Raw genomic sequence first — 15,912 nt, forward strand, 5'->3', positions numbered from 1 at the left:
ACTGAGAAGTGCAGTCGGTTACTCTTTAACAGTGAATTGAACTGCAACCGCCTTGCCACTCTGTTCGTCACTCCCGTTCATCCAGAAATATACAAATCGGTACTTTCCCGGTACAATATCAGAGCAGATATGGTGCCCTTCAGTAGACAGTCCTTCCCGTGTTACCGAAAATGACCATTTGAATCCTCCTCCCGGTTCATGCACGACGGCGTTTGCGTCGTACCCGTGACTTTCGTCTACGTAGAAGAGGTGTTTCCACGCTCCATCAATCCTCTTCTGGATAGCAAAGAGTTCCTTGTTTGGGGTAGTTTGCACTTGATTCGTTGTATTTTCCAGCCGGAAAGTGAGTCTTCCCCCGAGAGAGACAGTCTCTGGGGAGGCGGTAAGTTCGAATCCGTGAGCGGTTCCATGCCGAACGTTATAGTCTTCCTCGAAATTAATCGCAAGTGGTTGGAGGTTATCACTACATCCCGAATCAGACGGCTCTTGTGTTGAGGGTGTAGTATTCGACTCACCAAGGGCAGTACAGCCTGCGAGTGCAGTGACGCTCGCTCCAATAGTACCAAGGTAGGTACGGCGATTCATGTAAATAAATTGTTACTCGATGCATAAATGCTTTCAGTAAGAACAAAGGGCCGTTTGACTGATTCATCCCTCAGAGAATCAAGCGATTATTTCTGACGTGCCTGCCTTCAGGAGATAGGTTCTATATAGCATCATCCGGTATACGTCGGCGAACGCGGGACGATCGTCACCGAGCGCGACACAAGAGAAGAGCCGCTGGACAGGCGATTATCGGCGGAATTGGCGGAACGAAACTCCGAGAGCCGCGGCTCTGGAGCGAGCGATAACGTGGAAAAGACGAATCAGCGGTCTACGCGTAGCGTTCGAGTTCCGGCCGGTCGAGGTCCTCGAAGACGTCGGCGGCGACCTCGGAGAGGAAGGCCTCGCCGTCGTCGGAAATCCGGCGACCCTCGCCGGCGGCGGTCGTCACGAGCCCGTCCTCTTCGAGGGCCTGCAGCGACGCGCGGATGAGCTTGCGGGAGCCGCCCTCGTGCTCGCCGGGGCGGACGGAGTAGCGGTTCGAACCGCGCTTCTTCGAGCCGTACTCGGTCGCGAGCCGCTCGATGCCGATCGGCTCGTTCTGGGCGACCTTTCGGAGGAGACTGGCGGAGCGCACGTACCAGAAGTCCTCCTGTTCCGGCGGGAGCTCCTTGCCGGCGCCGCTCTTGGCGAATTCGACCCAGTCGGGCTCGTCGATCCGGTCTTCGAGTCGTGCGGCGACTTCCTCGATGAGGGCGTCGGCCGGCACGTCGTAGATGGTTACCATTGAGGTGAATTTCAGCCTAACGTCGTTTAAACCCATCGTATTCGAGAAGCGTCGTGTGACCGGTTTTCACGGGTAGCGGAGCCACAGAAACAAGATCGCGAGGGCGATATCTCGCCGTCGACTCTCTGAGAAGCTACTCGACGTACTCGTACTTCCGCTCGTTCATCCGACCCCAGCCGGTGAAGACGAACTCCGCCTCCGGCTGCGTGAACTCCTCGATCTCGCGTTCCACGTCCATGTCGTACTCGTGCACGTCGTGGACATCCTCGTACTCCTCCCACGTGAGGTCGTAGCGGGCCGCGAGCCGGTCGTCGATGTCGAGCTCCTCGATCTCCTCGCGCCAGCCTTCACGGACCGTCTCCGCGTGTATCTCTGCCTGTGCGCCGGAGCCGTAGGAGGCGACGAGCAGCGTGTCGCCGACGAATGAGCGGTCGCGGGTTAGGGCGTCTCGCAGCGCGCTGATCCGCGCGATGTGGACCGAGCTGGTGTACCAGTTGCCGACCTCTCGCGAGAGGCCAAGCGTCGGCTCCACGACGGTGTCGTACCACGTCTGGTACTGCTCGGTGGTTTTCAGCTTGTCCATGTAGTCGCGAATGGCCTCCTCGTAGGCCTCGCGGTCGACGAAGTCGGCCTCCCGTGGCTGCCGGCCGATCTCGCCGGCGAGCGCGTCTTCGTACTCCGTATCGCGGATGACGTGGCGGTACGCCAGAAGCGCCGCCTTTCGGACCATACCGGGGAACGGCGTGTGGAACGGGGCGTACACGAAGTCGTCGAGTTCAATGTCATCGGTGACCGACTCGTAGTCTTCTAAGGCCTCTCGCATCCGGGAGAGGTACACCTGCACCGAGCGTTTGCCGTCGACGCTGGGGAACTGCTGATTCGGCTTTAGAAAGTCCGTCTCGTCTTTCGAGCCGTATCCCTGTTCCGTCGAGAGCGCGACGATCGAGGGGTCCTCGTCGATCAGCATCGCGACGGCGCCGGCGCCCTGTGTCGCCTCGCCGGGGTCGCCGCGGGCGTACAGCGCGGTGTCGGTCGTGATGACGATCGCCGGGCGGTCGCGGTTCCGTCCGGCGCGGATCCAGTTGTAGGCGTCGTCGATCGCCTGCGTGCCGGCCAGACACGCGAACTTGCGCTCGCCCTTGTTGGCGTGGGTGAAGTCGCCGTCGTACACCTGTTCGAGACAGCCGGCGATGTACGTCGACACCGGCTTGGAGTGGTCGAACGCCGACTCGGTGGCGACGTCGATCCGGCCGATGTCCTCCGGCTTCAACCCCTTCCGGTCCATCAGCCCCTTCGCCGCGTTCGCGCCCATCGTGACGATGTCCTCGTACACGTCCGGGAACGAGGAGTTGTTGAGTCCGAGCCCCTTCGTGTATTTCTCCGGGTCGTCGCCCTTCTCCGGCGCGAACGTGCCCGGCAAGTCGAGCTTGAGCTTTCCGGTCCAGATCTCGACGGCGTCGATGCCGACTTCAGTCATGAACGGTTCTTCAGACGGCCAGCATATGGCTTTGTCGATGGTCGGTTACGTCGATCGTGGAACTATTCGCCGGCGGACTCGATCGTCGGATCCGGATCGAAGGCCGCACCGGTCGCGGTGACGGTCCCGCCGTCGCTCGCGATCCGGATCGTTCCGTCACCGGAGCCGAACAGCGCTTGGCCGGTCGCGTCGAAGGCCCCTTGGATCACGTCCACGTCGCCCTCGGCGGAAATGTCGATATCGCCGGCTGACGCCCCGAAGAGCGCCCGTGCGGCGGTCGTCACGCTGACACCCCGCGCGTCGATTCGACCGTCGGACCGGACCGTCACGTCGCCCGTCGACGAGCCGAATAACCATTCGCTTGACGTGTCGAGCGTCGACCCTTCGCCGAGTGACACGCCGTCTTCGCCGACCAGTTCGATCGCGGTCGCGGAGAGGGTCACGTCCTCCTCGACTGCGATGCGGTCGGCGTCGACCGCCACCGATCCGGCGACTCTCGCGTCGTCGAACACGACGAATCGACCGTTAAGGTCGTTCAAGAACGCCATCTCAGCCGCTGTGAACGTCTCGTCCGCCGAGCCGTCCCCGTCGCGATCGAGGTACGCGACCGCGTCGGTCTCGGCGTCCAGCACCCTGACGGTCGTCGTCGCCGTGTCGGTCTCGCTCGCGGCCGCGAGTTCGACCTCGCCGACATCGGTCGGAAGCGTCTGCCACGCCAGCGATATCTGACGGCTCTCGCCGCCAGCGAGGGTGATCGTCTCCTCGTCGACGACGGCGCCGGCCGCGGAGAGATCGATCGTTTGCGTCCCCCCCTCATCACCGATGTTCTCGACGGTCGCATTCACGACGACCGGTTCTCCCGCGTCGACCCGAGTGTCGACATCGTCGATCGTCACCGCGAACTCGGCGGGTGCGAGGGGATCGAGTTCGAAGTTCTCGGTTACCGTCTTGTTGGCCTCGACGGTGACGGGTCTAGTCACCGAAATGAACCCGACGGCCATCACGGTGACCTCGTACTCTCCCGGTTTGAGGGCCTCGAACTGATAGGCCCCGTCCGCAGTTGTGGTCGCCTCAGCGACGCGGCCAGCTTCCTCGGCGGTGACGGTCGCACCGGTGACGGGTGTGACGGAGCGCCGGAGCCCGAACGTAGCGCCCGAGGCGGCCGAGGTGATCGGGTCTGCACCGACGACCGTCCCCTCGATGACACCCGTTTCGACGGTCGGAGCCGGTTCCGGCGCGAGCGAAGCCCGCTCGAGCACCGTGCCAGACGGTTGGTGGACGAGCAGGAGATCGTTCGAGGCGTTCGCGACGAGCGCGTCCGAGAAGGTGCGGCGGTCGCCGGGGGCGAACTCTCCCGAGGGCGGAGCGAACGCGATCCGAGTACGGTTCTCGCCGGCCTTGATGATCACCGTGAGATCGCTATTCGAGACAGCGTCGCCGCCGAGGTGGCTGACATCGAGATCGGACCTATCAGCCGTCATATCGGCGGAAACGACGATCTCATCTCCGTCAGAAGCCACGTCACTGACGAGGGCCGCCCCGACCGCGCCGGCGGCTATGACGAAGACGCCGAGTAGCAGCACCGTCCCGACCGTCTCCGACTGAGCGCGGGCGCTGGTGGGACGAGACATGAGAGAATCAGTCATCTTGACGGAGAGCGACGCGGTATTTCAATACCCCGCTACGACTATCGAGGGCGATAATTCCGTGAGAGACTCAAACTGACCGTCAAAAGTTAGGGATATGGAACCGTCTGCCGGTCCTGCTCGACCCCCGCTCCGTCGTAGAGGATGACGCGGACCTCGACGGCCTGGTTACCGCCCCCGATGGTTACGGTTTGTTGGCCATCGGAGGCATCGATGAGTCCGGTCTCATCCCGCATGTCCCCGTTGCTCCGGATCGACTGAACGTTCACCTGCGCGTCGGGGTCGTTGGTGTCGATTTCGAATGTGACATCGATGTCGTTACCTCCCGCGGACTGTAGATCGACACTCACAACGTCGTATATGGTCATCAAGGGAACAATGTCGACGACAATCCGGTCCACGTCGTCACCGGAAGACGCGTACAAGTCAAACGAGTCGCCTGCCTGAGCATCGTTGGTACCGAACGAAACCGTCGTCCGACCGTCCGAATCGGTCACCGGCGGATTCGAGATGCTTGGCGGCCCGTTAACGGTGCCTCGCGGCGCGAAGGAGACATCGACCGCGGCACCGTCGATTCGTTCGCCTGATGTGCTGTCCGAGACGAGAATGTCAAGCGATTCGCTCGTCCCTTCCTCGATGGTGGCTGGATCTGACTCGTCCCATTCGACATCGAACGTCCGGTTTGTGGGGGCTCCGCCGCCACTTTCGGACACGTCGAAGACGACCGACTCGTAGGCCGGCCCCACGGTCCCGTTGATTGTGGCGGTGAGCGACCCCGTCCCTGTCGGCTCAAAAGCGGCTTGTCCGTCATCGTCAGTCGTCCGGTTCACACCGTCGAACGAGACTGTCGCGTCTGGAACCGGGTTGTTGTACCGGTCTCGGACCTCAACGAGAACCTGCTCGCCGAGCACGGCACTTTCGGAGTCAACAGGAACAATGTATGCCGGTTCGGTCGTTCCGGTGGTGTCGAGCGATATCTCAGAAAGCCCTAGGCGGTACGGGTTCGACGGGTCAGAGCCGTTGGCCAGCGTGATCCGCACCGTCCCGTTGGCTTCGTCGGCGGCGGCGGTCGCGCCCGCCGGGAGTCGTTCCGTCCACCGGGTCGCGAGCGTGGCGGGATCCTCAACTGCCGTCGGGAGTTCAAGCGTGATCGATCCGTTATTGGGGACGATCGGGACGGTAGTGTCGCTCGCCGAGACGGCCCGGACATCGACGCTCCGGCGTTCGACGCTGTTCTCAGAGACTGTTCCGGTAAGCGCGGTCAGTGAAACGCTCCCGTCTTCCGACAAGACGGTCTGCCCCGATCGGAGGAGGAGCGCGTCGTCGAACTCGGCAGCGACCACCGAGTGCTCGTAGGTGAGACGCGGGGCATCGCGGAACTCGTTGTAACCGGCATCATACTGGAGTGATCGCGTCTCGAATGTCGGGGTCGTGTTCCAGAATAGACCGACGTTCTCGTGAGTGGCATCGCCCCCAATCGTCGCGTTCCGCACACGGAGCTCACCGGTCTCCTGAGTCGTGAGCGAGCCGGAGACGGGCGGGGGATTCACGAAGAACGTCCGAGAAGGATACCGCGTTCCCAACCGGATCTGCGTCGACCGCGTCGAAGCCGTGGCAGCGGCGTCGAGAACACCGTTTCGGAGATCTCCGAAGTGGTCTTCGACCTCCTGACTGTGTTCGAACTCGACATCCGCGTTCTCGGTGGGGACGACCTGTACCTGATAGATGCCCAACGCCAAGATGAGGAAGCCGAACAGGACCACCGTCCCGACCACGACCGACTGGCCCCGACGGTCGCGACTGAATCGCATTACGAGATGTCGATGCCGGACGGGTATAAAATCCTCCGTCCGGTCTCTCAGTCGCGATAACCGCTCGGACGGGTGAAGACGACGTCGCGATTACTGAAGCTCAGTCGCCGTCGGTCCGCCGCGCCGTCAGCCACGCCGACGCGACGGAGACGGAGCCGGCGAACCCGCCGATCAACACGGCCTGCGTCCAGTTGAACCCGAGCAGCGTCCCGGCGACCGGCGTGACGAGGAGAAACGTGACCGCGAGTGCGCCGATCGACGAGGCGAGAGAAACGGAGGGTTCGTCGGAGTCGCTCATGTCCGGATCTGGCGCGCGGGAGCGATAAACCGGCCGATCGGATGGCATCAGTGTGGTCGTCGAGGCGATCGGGCCAATCGAACCCACCCAGAAATAAAGCTCATTTCGCGATATCAAATTGTCTTCGCGGGTTTCCTCCTACCAGAAGGCGGCGCCCGAAGATACGGAAGGACGCGACTCAAGCGTCGTTCTGTTCATAGGCATCGAACCAGCCAGTGACGGTCTGTTTGAGCGCCCCAGTCGTACTCCCGAGGTTCAGCATCTGGTAGCCGTTCCCCGCCTTTTCATTGACATCATCCATCCCGAACCCAAGGCCTCCGACGGGGACATCCGCGTCGACGGCCTTCGATCGAACCGTCTCGACGGCTTCCCGTACCTTCGGATGATCAATTTCACCGGGATAACCGAGTGATACCGAGAGGTCGAACGGGCCGATAAAGACGAATCCCAGCTCCGGGACAGCGAGAATGTCGTCCAGGTTCTCGACGGACGCCTCGGTCTCGACGGTCACGCCGACGAGGGTCTCCCGGTCTTCGGTGGTGACGTACTCGTCGGCGAGCCCCCAGCGAGACGCCCGCGGCGAGGCCAGCCCCCGATCGCCGGGGCCATCGTCGTAGCGAAAGCGAGCGGATCGCACCGCGTCTCGGACTTCTTCGGCGGTTTCTACGCGCGGGAGGAACACGTTTCTCGCGCCGAGGTCCAGCGCTTTCCGGACGAGCGTCGGGTCGGTATCGGGAAGCCGGACGAGTAGCTCCACGTCCGTTCGTTCGCCGGCGCGGAGCAGGTCTTCCAACTGACCCCCGTCCCACGGGTCCGGGCCACCGTGTTCGAAGTCCAGCCAGACGAAATCGACGCCGAGTTCGCCGTAGAACTCCACGAGCGTCGGACTGTACGTGTTATCGAGGACGCCGAGTGCGACGTCGCCGTCATCGAGGATCGCGGCGAGGTCGTTAGCGGGTTGGGAAGCAGTCACAAGCAAGTGGACGGGTCTCGGGCGAATTGTTATAGAGGCCGTATTCGTGGCTGGACTCGGTAGTCGCTTGTTACCGGAGTGTCCGAGAACAACCCCCGGCGACCAGACGGGCGAGACGCGGTCCGAAGAAGAGGGTTTCAACAGGGCCGTTGCACCCCATTTGGAACAGGGGGTCCGGTCGATTGCGCGACTCTATAACGCTGGACGGAAAGCACGCGTCGACGCTATCCTCCGAGGGTGCGGTTCGCTCCCGGCTCCCGACCGGTCCGTTTTTGCGCGCGGCGGGTGTCTCCGCGCACATGGCGAAACAGCCGCACCTACTGGTCGAAGAGGGCGACGTCCACGAGATCGCGATCATCCCCGGTGACCCGGGACGGGTCGATCGAATCGCGGACCTCTGCGACGACAGCGAACTCGTCGCGCAGAACCGCGAGTACAAGATCGTCAACGCGAGCTACGACGGGACCGACCTCACGATCTGTTCGACCGGAATCGGCTGCCCGTCGGCCGCGATCGCGGTCGAGGAGCTCTCGCGAGTCGGCGTCGAGACGTTCCTCCGCTGTGGCACCTGCGGCGCCCTGCAGGCCGACATGGAGGTCGGCGACATGGTGGTCGCGACCGGCGCAGCCAAAGAGGAAGGGACGAGCAAGCGGTACGAGTCAGTCGAGTATCCCGCAGTTCCCGACTACGACGCGCTCACCGAGCTCGTCGGCGCCGCCGAGGACAACGACGAGGAGATCCACGTCGGGCCGATCGTCTCCGACGACGCCTTTTACAACGAGAGCGACGAATACGTCGACGACTGGAACGACGCGAACCTGCTCGCGATCGAGATGGAGGCGGCGACCGTCTTCGCGCTCGCACGCCGCAAGGGGCTCCGTGCCGGCGCGATCTGCACCGTCGACGGCAACCTCGTCGCGGGCAACCAGAAGGGCGCAGACTCTGACGACGAACTACCGGAAAAGGCTAAGGACAACGTCGAGCGCGCGATTCGGATCACGCTGAACGCGGTCACGGCACTGTAGAACCGACTGCCTGTATTCCGTCGTTCACCCGTCTTTCTATCCGTCTTCCGCTCTGAACTCCACCAGCGTCAGGTCTCGGTCGAGCGCGCACACGTCGTGGGGTGGCTCGCCGAGCACCTGATCGATCACGCGTTCGTCGTCGAAATCGGCGCCGTCGGGGACGCAGTACCCGTGGCTCGGACATTCGGTGTGCGGGCACGGGCCGGCGAGCGACACGCGTCCGCCGGCGTACGCCTGCTTCGACAGGACGTTCGCGGGGACGGGCGCGGGTTCGACCTCGACCGCGCGGACGCCCGCGTCGTGGACGGCGCAGTCGAGGGTCTGCGCGTTCTCGCGGATCCCGGTCACGCGGTACCGGGTCCCTTCGGAGAGGTTGAGACACTGGCTCCGGTAGGGGCACCCCTCGCAGTCGGGCGACTCCCCCTGATAGACGAATTCGCGGCCCGTATCTGCGAGCCGCGTGCCGATGAGCGTGACCGTAGTCATGTCCGAAGGGACGCGCCGAGAGTCCGTAAGCGTCCCGCCTCGCGAAGCGCGGGACAAGCGACCGCGAGAGACTCAGCGCGACCGGAGGGCAAGACACATCCGCGCCCCCCGGCAACGACGAGCGAACGATGATCGCGGCGCTGGCACGGGACGCGAAGCGGGAGGCCGAGGCGGCGAACGAGCGGCGCGTTCTCGTGTTCGCCGGCGACCGCGACAGCGGGATCGACGCGGCCTACGACGCGATCGAGGCGGTCGATCCCACATCGACCGCTATCGTCTCCACGCGCGAGGGGTTCCGGTTCGAGGAACATCGCCCACGGAGCACCGATGAACTACTCGGCCGAACCCGCGAGGTCGTCGTCCTCGACTGCCACGAGCAGTTCGTCCCGAACGCCCTCGGCCGGAGCGTCGGCGCGGTCGACGGCGGCGGCCTCCTCGTCCTCCTGACTCCCGGCCTCGACGCGTGGCCCGCGATCCGCGACCGATTCGACGACTCGCTCGCGGTCCCGCCCTACGGGATCGAGGACGTGACGGGCCGGTTTCGCGAGCGCTTCGTCGGGACGCTTCGGTCGCATCCGGGGATCGCGGTCGTCTCGCTCGGGACGGGCCCGGACGGGAACGACGCGATCGAGCGCGACGGGCTCGTCGGTTCTCGGGGCGACGCGGCCGCAGAACCGACCGTGCAGGCGACGGCGGAGAAACCGACTACGCCGCCAAACGCCCCGCCGAACGCGACGTTCCCGGCGGCGGCCTACGAGGCGTGTCTCACGGACGACCAGGTGCGAGCGGTGAGGGCATTCGAGTCGCTGGCGACGCCGGGACACGCGGTCGTCGCCGAGGCGGACCGCGGGCGCGGGAAGTCGAGCGCGGCGGGGATCGCGGCGGGCGCGCTCGCGCTCTCGGGCGCCGACGTGCTCGTCACGGCGCCGGCGTTCCGCAACGCGGCGGAGGTGTTCGCGCGAGCGAGCGAGCTGATCGAGGGGAGCGAGAGCGACGGCGAGGACGGAGACGGCGACGGCGGAAACGAGCGGAACAGCGAGGGCGACACCCACCGCATCGACGCGCCGGGCGGGGGGCGGGTGCGCTTCCTCGCGCCCGCCGAGGCGGCCGACCTCCCCGACGACCCGGACGCCGTGATCGTCGACGAGGCGGCCGCGCTCCCGGTTCGGCTGTTAGAGGGGTTCCTCGACGCGCCAGCGGTCGCGTTCTGCACGACGGTCCACGGCTACGAGGGCGCCGGTCGCGGGTTCGCGATCCGGTTTAAAGAGCGCCTGCGCGCGAGCCCGTTCGCGGTTCGAGATGTGCGACTCGACGAGCCGATCCGGTACGCGCGAAACGACCCGGTGGAGGCGTGGGCGTCGCGGGCGCTCCTGTTGGACGCGCGCCCGGCGGTCGACGAGGCGGTCGCGGGCTCGGCGGTCGGGGACGCGACGTACCGACGGCTGACCCCTGACGAGCTGCTCGCGGACGAGGCCCTACTCCGTGAAGCGTTCGGGCTGCTCGTCGCTGCCCACTACCGCACGGAGCCGAACGACCTCGCGCGACTACTCGACGCGCCGAACCTCGCCGCACGGGCGCTCGTCGCCGAGGGGCGGGTGGTCGCGGTCGCGCTGCTCGCGCGGGAGGGCAGGCTCGACGCGGAAACCCGCCGACGGATGTACGAGGGCGAGCGCGTCCGCGGCAACATGGTTCCGGACGTGCTCACGAGCCAGCTCCGCGACGAGACCGCCGCCGAGCCGTGTGGCCTGCGGACGGTCCGGATCGCGACTCACCACGCACTCAGAGGCGAGGGGTTCGGTACTCGCCTGCTCGACGAGGTCCACGAGGAGTTCGGCGAGGGCGGCGGGAGGGGCACGGACGGCGACTGCGATGGCGACACCGTCGACTACTTCTCGGTCGGCTACGGCGCGACCCCGCGCCTGCTCCGCTTCTGGCGGCGGGCGGGCTACCGGACGGTCCACCTCTCGACCTCCCGTAACGACGCCTCCGGGGAACACTCCGCGATCATGCTTCGGCCGACCGGCGAGGACGGACCGGGAAGTCGCCTCCTCGACCGCCACGCCGCCGCCTTCCGCGACCGCGAGCGCGACGGGCTCTCGGACGCCCACCGCGACGTGGACCCCGATGTGGTCGCCGGCGCGCTTCGAGCCTGTCCCGCGTCGATGCCGATCGACCTGACAGAGATCGAGTGGCGTTCCGTCGTGGGCGCGTCGTACGGTCCCGGGATGTACGACAGCGCGCCCGGCGCGTTCCGGGACCTCGCGCTCGCGGCGCTGATCGAGGGTGACGACGGGAGCGAGACGGGCGACGCCCTCGACGACCGCGAGGAGCGCCTGCTCGTCCGAAAGGTCCTGCAGGGCCGCCCGTGGGAGTCGGTCGCCGACGAACTCGGGTACGTCTCGACGGCCGCCTGCATGCGGGCGCTCGGCGACGCCTACGAGCCGCTCGTCGAGCGATACGGGACCGAGTTCGCGCTCGAAGAGCGGGAGCGATTTATAAGCGACTGACGGATCGACGGCGGATGTTTATAAACGAGATGCGGTGGCGTGCGCCTGCGAGCGGCCGATAGGCCGCGAGCAGCGAGGGACCTCCGGTCCCTCTGGCAGCCGGCGGCGGAGCCGCCGGCGACAGCCCGCACGAGGGAGTCGGTCGGCGCTTATAAGCGCCGACCGACGAGGCTGGGGAGGTGTGAGGCTGCGGTCCCGCGAGCAACGCGAGCGGGAGCATGGAAGTCGCAGCCCGCGCAGCGAAGCGAGCAGGATCGTCTTCCGGCGGTGCTGTGCGGGGTGGGACTCAAAGGGGCAGCCGGCGGGGGCGGAGCACGCTGCAGCAAGCACCGCAGCGAGGGAGCGGTAGCGACTGAGTGAGGAGCGCAGCAAAGCGCGCGAGTCCTCGCCGGCTGGGGCTTTGGAGGTGTTTGCTGTCGATCTGCCAGCAACCACTTATAAGCGAGCGGCTAGGTCTTTGGAGGTGTTCACCACAAAGTTACTGATCGCTTATAAACGACTGTTTGAGATTCTAGAAGTGGTTATCTCCAGAAACGACTTATAAAGGAAACTCCGATCTAGATCCGATTTTCGCGGCCGGGATCGACGTCGATCGCGTCGACCGGGCAGACGTCGACGCAGAGCATGCAGTCGATACACTGGTCTTCGTCGACGGGGCTCGCCTTCCGCTCCGACTCGGGGTGACCTGGGGTGTCGACCCACTCGAACACGTCGACCGGGCAGTCCTCCAAGCAGGCGCCGTCGGCGAGACAGATGTCGAAGTCGACCGCGACGTGCGTACCGCGTATCCCCTGCTTCTCCGGCGGCTCGACGGGTCCCCAGACGGCGACGCCGTCCTCCTCGCCGACCTTCTCCCGGTTCTGTTCGAAGTTCGAGTCGATGGCCATCGTACCCGTAGTTCCGTGTCTCGCTATTTAACCCCCGCGGCAAGAGACCGGTGAGGGAGCCTCGGGGACCACCCGAAACCGGCGACAGGTGGCCGCGAGACGCCGACTACGGATGCGCGTAGTACGCGAGCAGGTCCTCCTCGCCGGTCGGCCCGTCGGGCTCGTCGGTCGCCTCGGGATCGAACGCGTCGATCCGGGCGAAGCCGACCCGCACGAACTGGACGACGGTGTCGGGATCGACCTCGGCGACTGCGGGCTCGGCGATCCCGCGAACGTCGCCGGAGACGGTACGGAGGAGGGTGTCGAGCCCCTCGTCGGCCGGCGCCCAGTGGATCACGTCCACGTCGCCGTCGCGGACGACGTCGATACTGGCGCCGACAAAGGTCAGCTCGTCGCCCTCGTACCGGACGCAGCCGTACCCCTTGAGCCAGACGCGCTCGCCCTCGCTCGGGAGGTCGGAGGATTCGACGGCGATCCGGCCGGCTGGCACCTCGCGCTCGCCGCGGTCCGGATAATCGGGGTGGAGCGGCGGGTGGCCGGTCTCAGGGGCGGACGCGTCGCCGTCGACGACCGGGAGTTCCACGGCGGGGTCGTCGTCGCGGTCGCGCACGAAGAAGTACCGGTTCGCCTCGTCGTCGACCAAGTCGCGGTTGTTCGCGTACACGGAGGACATCGCGAGGTCGACGTCGGAGGTGGACATCCCGAGCGCCGTCATCGAGTCGACAAGCGCCTGTCCCTGAATCCCGCGGCGTCGCATCGACTGGATCGTCGGGGCGCGCGGGTCGTCCCAGCCGGTGAGTTCGCCGGTCTCGATGAGCTCCTTGATCGTCGACGTGGAGAGCTTCACGTCGTACTCGTCGACCTGCACGTGGCCCCAGTGGAGCACCTCGGGGTACTCCCAGTCGAAGTAGTCGTAGACGAACCGCTGGCGCTTCGCGGAGTCCTGCAGGTCGATCCCGCGGATGATGTGCGTGACGCCGGTGAGGTGGTCGTCGACGCCGGACTGGAAGTCGAGCATGGGCCAACAGCGGTAGTCGGCCGCTTCCTCGCGCGGGTGCGGCGTGTCGATCATCCGGAACGCAACCCAGTCGCGGAGCGCGGGATTCTTGTGCTCGATGTCGGTCCGCACGCGGAGGACCATCTCGCCGGCGGAATACTCGCCGTCGACCATCGCCGAGAACTCCTCGTGAACCGTCTCGGTGTCCTTGTCGCGGTGGGGGCACGCCTCGGCGTCGTTTTTGAGCGCCGAGAAGTCGTCGCCGGAACACGAGCAGGTGTAGGCGCCGCCGGCATCGATCAGGTCACGGGCGTGGTCGTAGTAGGTCTCCAGCCGGTCGGAGGCCTTCAGCACGCGGTCGGCCTCGAACCCGAGGTACGCGATGTCTTCGAGGATGGCGTCGTACGCGTCCATATCGGGGCGTTTCGTCTCCGGGTCGGTGTCGTCGAACCGGCAGATGAACTTGCCGTCATACCGCTCCTTGTACGTCCCGATCACTGCGGGCATGCGCGCGTGGCCGACGTGCCACGGGCCGTTGGGGTTCGGCGCGGCGCGCATCACGACCTCGCCGTCCTCGGCGTTCGGGAGGTCAGGGAGGACGTGGTCGTCCTCCTCGTCTTCGGCCTCGAGCTCCGCGAGCTTGTCGGGCGCGAGCTCGCCGAGCCGGTCACGGCGCTCGGCCTCGTCCATGCCGGCGATCCGGTTTACGACGGGCGCGACGATCCCGGGTATCTCGTCGCCGTGCGGTCGAAAGTCGGGGTTCTCGCCCATGAGCGGGCCCATGATGGCACCCACGTCCGGGTCGTTGCCGTGTTTGAGCGCGTTGAACAGCGCGGCGGCCTCGCTGGCCGCCTCGACGCGCTCGCGGAGTTCGTCGTCCATGCACTCCGGTTGTCGGGGTCGGCCCAAAAACGCCGCGGAACGGCGGTGGAGGGGGCAACTCGCCGAGACGCAGTCGGACCCGGCTCGACCCGCGTCCGACTGCGTCGACGAAGCGGGGCCGCGGATAGGGGCACCTGTCACCTGCGCACGGACGGGCTTAAACTACCAAGACCGTTCACGGCGGTAGCCCGCCGCTACCGGGGTGAACGGTCGAGAGACTTATCAGGGGGCGACGCAGTAGGTGCGTAGATTGTTCTCAAACAGCGCGGGCGACCGATCGGGCCGGCGTTCGACCGGCTCCGCCGGGTTGATATCCGGGCGAGCCGTGGGTGGCCCATGAACACGGGAGCGATCGGAGGCCGAGCGCGGACCGCGGAGGGGTCGGCGTGGTAGGACCCATGTCGGAGGCGGAGCGCGACGCCGGAAACAGGCGGATAAAGGCCGTCATCGTCCTCATCGTGGCGGTGTCGCCGCCGCTCATCGCGCTCCAGTTCGACCCCTCGCCGATCGAACTGCTCGCGGCGCTCGGTGGCGGTGTCGCGCTGGGGCTGGTCGTCGTGTGGTATCTCGGACGGTTAGGAAAGGAGTTCTCTGGGAGTTCGCATCGGCCGGGACGGCGGCGCTGAGACGGCGTCGGAAGCGGAAAGCGTCTCGCCGTCAGTCCTGTTCGATCCCCGCCGCCGAGTCGGCCGCCGGATCCTCGACGACCTCGCCCGCGCGGTCGCCGGCGATCGACCGCGACGACGACAGCGGCGAGATGCTCACTTCGCCCTCGACGGCCGCGAGCCGGTCGGATCCGGGGTCGTCGGCGACGTCGCCGCGGAGGAACTCCCGCCAGAATCGGTCCCGGAGCTCCATCCCCATCTCTCCGCGTCGTTCGCTGAACTCCCACCCCTCGGGGACGTTTTCATCTTCCGGCTCCGCCTCGCCCGGGTGGAACTCGATCACGTCGAAGCCACGCGCGGGCTCGGTTAGTCGGTAGGTCGGGTCCGCTGCTGCCTCGTCGTCGGCCGCGGGGACGTTGACGTTCAGCACGTCGGCACCGAACGGGAGGGACGGGCCCTCACTCCCGGTCTCGGCGCGATCGAGCAGGTCGACGACGACCTCGCCGGCGACCGCGAAGTCGCCGTTGTCGAGGGTCGGCGGAACGGGAAGGTTGCCGCGATCGTACAGCGACACCGCGATCGCCGGTGTTCCGAGGAACGACGCCTCCATCGCGGCGCCGACCGTGCCGGACTGCCCGAGAATGTGCGCACCGATGTTCGGTCCGTGGTTACAGCCGGAGACGACCACGTCGGGGTCGAGCCCGAGCGCCACATCCGCGACGGCAACGCAGTCGGCTGGAGTCCCCTCGACCGCGTAGCCGGCGTCGGTCTCGGTGTACTCCACCGTCGTGTCCCACCACGAGCGCGCGCCGCCGACGCCGGACTGGTTGCTCGCTGGCGCGACCACCGTCACGTCGTAGTCGCGTGAGAGCGCGTCGGCCAGCGCCCGGATCCCGACGGCGTCGATGCCGTCGTCGTTGGTGAGGAGGATCTCCGTCGTCATGGCCGTCACTGCGGGGGGACGGGGGAAAACGTCGCCGGTCACGGG

At 66.1% G+C, this 15,912-nt stretch carries 14 protein-coding genes; 3 read left to right on the top strand and 11 right to left on the bottom strand.

Annotated elements, in window-relative coordinates; genetic code table 11:
- Positions 1-18: 18 nt before the first annotated feature.
- The 7 genes from HLAC_RS18805 to HLAC_RS11515 all read right to left on the bottom strand — a co-directional run bounded on the left by HLAC_RS18805 (position 19) and on the right by HLAC_RS11515 (position 7,535).
- Positions 19-585: a hypothetical protein gene (locus tag HLAC_RS18805; RefSeq protein WP_141104766.1), complete on the bottom strand. Its 567-nt coding sequence runs from the start codon at positions 583-585 to the stop codon at positions 19-21.
- A gap of 289 nt (positions 586-874) precedes the next feature.
- Positions 875-1,330 carry a 30S ribosomal protein S19e gene (locus HLAC_RS11490; RefSeq protein WP_015911009.1) on the bottom strand — a complete coding sequence of 152 codons (456 nt, stop codon included), beginning with the start codon at positions 1,328-1,330 and terminating at the stop codon, positions 875-877.
- A gap of 133 nt (positions 1,331-1,463) precedes the next feature.
- Positions 1,464-2,807 carry a hydroxymethylglutaryl-CoA synthase gene (gene hmgB, locus HLAC_RS11495; RefSeq protein WP_015911010.1) on the bottom strand — a complete coding sequence of 448 codons (1,344 nt, stop codon included), beginning with the start codon at positions 2,805-2,807 and terminating at the stop codon, positions 1,464-1,466.
- Between the two features lie 62 nt (positions 2,808-2,869).
- Positions 2,870-4,453 carry a carboxypeptidase regulatory-like domain-containing protein gene (locus tag HLAC_RS11500; protein ID WP_015911011.1) on the bottom strand — a complete coding sequence of 528 codons (1,584 nt, stop codon included), beginning with the start codon at positions 4,451-4,453 and terminating at the stop codon, positions 2,870-2,872.
- Between the two features lie 89 nt (positions 4,454-4,542).
- The gene (locus tag HLAC_RS11505; RefSeq protein WP_015911012.1) at positions 4,543-6,264 is read right to left on the bottom strand and encodes a hypothetical protein; all 1,722 of its coding nucleotides are present in this window, start codon (positions 6,262-6,264) and stop codon (positions 4,543-4,545) included.
- A 100-nt stretch (positions 6,265-6,364) separates the two neighbouring features.
- Complete coding sequence (locus tag HLAC_RS11510; protein WP_015911013.1) at positions 6,365-6,562, bottom strand: hypothetical protein; 198 nt, start codon at positions 6,560-6,562, stop codon at positions 6,365-6,367.
- 178 nt (positions 6,563-6,740) lie between these two features.
- Positions 6,741-7,535, bottom strand: coding sequence for an HpcH/HpaI aldolase family protein (locus HLAC_RS11515; RefSeq protein WP_015911014.1), 795 nt, complete (start codon positions 7,533-7,535; stop codon positions 6,741-6,743).
- Between the two features lie 299 nt (positions 7,536-7,834).
- On the opposite strand from HLAC_RS11515, the gene HLAC_RS11520 reads away from it, so the two are divergent.
- Positions 7,835-8,560, top strand: coding sequence for a guanosine phosphorylase (locus tag HLAC_RS11520; protein WP_015911015.1), 726 nt, complete (start codon positions 7,835-7,837; stop codon positions 8,558-8,560).
- Positions 8,561-8,596: 36 nt separating this feature from the next.
- Here the strand turns inward: HLAC_RS11520 and HLAC_RS11525 are convergent, their stop codons facing one another.
- Positions 8,597-9,046: a UPF0179 family protein gene (locus tag HLAC_RS11525; RefSeq protein WP_015911016.1), complete on the bottom strand. Its 450-nt coding sequence runs from the start codon at positions 9,044-9,046 to the stop codon at positions 8,597-8,599.
- Positions 9,047-9,174: 128 nt separating this feature from the next.
- Here HLAC_RS11525 and tmcA point away from each other — a divergent pair, with 128 nt between their 5' ends.
- Positions 9,175-11,553, top strand: a complete 2,379-nt coding sequence (gene tmcA, locus HLAC_RS11530) for a tRNA(Met) cytidine acetyltransferase TmcA (protein ID WP_015911017.1) — start codon at positions 9,175-9,177, stop codon at positions 11,551-11,553.
- A 557-nt stretch (positions 11,554-12,110) separates the two neighbouring features.
- Here the strand turns inward: tmcA and HLAC_RS11535 are convergent.
- Positions 12,111-12,440, bottom strand: a complete 330-nt coding sequence (locus tag HLAC_RS11535) for a 4Fe-4S dicluster domain-containing protein (RefSeq protein WP_015911018.1) — start codon at positions 12,438-12,440, stop codon at positions 12,111-12,113.
- Positions 12,441-12,546: 106 nt separating this feature from the next.
- Positions 12,547-14,319, bottom strand: a complete 1,773-nt coding sequence (locus HLAC_RS11540; RefSeq protein ID WP_015911019.1) for a glutamate--tRNA ligase — start codon at positions 14,317-14,319, stop codon at positions 12,547-12,549.
- A gap of 398 nt (positions 14,320-14,717) precedes the next feature.
- On the opposite strand from HLAC_RS11540, the gene HLAC_RS11545 reads away from it, so the two are divergent.
- The gene (locus HLAC_RS11545; RefSeq protein ID WP_015911020.1) at positions 14,718-14,945 is read left to right on the top strand and encodes a hypothetical protein; all 228 of its coding nucleotides are present in this window, start codon (positions 14,718-14,720) and stop codon (positions 14,943-14,945) included.
- 31 nt (positions 14,946-14,976) lie between these two features.
- Here the strand turns inward: HLAC_RS11545 and surE are convergent, their stop codons facing one another.
- A complete protein-coding gene (gene surE / locus HLAC_RS11550) occupies positions 14,977-15,867 on the bottom strand; it encodes a 5'/3'-nucleotidase SurE (RefSeq protein WP_015911021.1) in 891 nt (296 codons plus the stop codon).
- Between the last annotated feature and the right edge of the window lie 45 nt (positions 15,868-15,912).

The organism is Halorubrum lacusprofundi ATCC 49239 (assembly GCF_000022205.1).
Lineage (GTDB): Archaea > Halobacteriota > Halobacteria > Halobacteriales > Haloferacaceae > Halorubrum > Halorubrum lacusprofundi.

Excerpts from the sequence above, each read along its gene's own strand:
- HLAC_RS18805 (WP_141104766.1), bottom strand. The coding sequence starts at position 585 with ATGAATCGCCGTACCTACCTTGGTACTATTGGAGCGAGCGTCACTGCA.
- HLAC_RS11490 (WP_015911009.1), bottom strand. The coding sequence starts at position 1,330 with ATGGTAACCATCTACGACGTGCCGGCCGACGCCCTCATCGAGGAAGTC.
- hmgB (WP_015911010.1), bottom strand. The coding sequence starts at position 2,807 with ATGACTGAAGTCGGCATCGACGCCGTCGAGATCTGGACCGGAAAGCTC.
- HLAC_RS11535 (WP_015911018.1), bottom strand. The coding sequence starts at position 12,440 with ATGGCCATCGACTCGAACTTCGAACAGAACCGGGAGAAGGTCGGCGAG.
- HLAC_RS11540 (WP_015911019.1), bottom strand. The coding sequence starts at position 14,319 with ATGGACGACGAACTCCGCGAGCGCGTCGAGGCGGCCAGCGAGGCCGCC.
- HLAC_RS11505 (WP_015911012.1), bottom strand. The coding sequence starts at position 6,264 with ATGCGATTCAGTCGCGACCGTCGGGGCCAGTCGGTCGTGGTCGGGACG.
- HLAC_RS11500 (WP_015911011.1), bottom strand. The coding sequence starts at position 4,453 with ATGACTGATTCTCTCATGTCTCGTCCCACCAGCGCCCGCGCTCAGTCG.
- HLAC_RS11520 (WP_015911015.1), top strand. The coding sequence starts at position 7,835 with ATGGCGAAACAGCCGCACCTACTGGTCGAAGAGGGCGACGTCCACGAG.
- HLAC_RS11525 (WP_015911016.1), bottom strand. The coding sequence starts at position 9,046 with ATGACTACGGTCACGCTCATCGGCACGCGGCTCGCAGATACGGGCCGC.
- HLAC_RS11545 (WP_015911020.1), top strand. The coding sequence starts at position 14,718 with ATGTCGGAGGCGGAGCGCGACGCCGGAAACAGGCGGATAAAGGCCGTC.
- HLAC_RS11510 (WP_015911013.1), bottom strand. The coding sequence starts at position 6,562 with ATGAGCGACTCCGACGAACCCTCCGTTTCTCTCGCCTCGTCGATCGGC.
- surE (WP_015911021.1), bottom strand. The coding sequence starts at position 15,867 with ATGACGACGGAGATCCTCCTCACCAACGACGACGGCATCGACGCCGTC.
- tmcA (WP_015911017.1), top strand. The coding sequence starts at position 9,175 with ATGATCGCGGCGCTGGCACGGGACGCGAAGCGGGAGGCCGAGGCGGCG.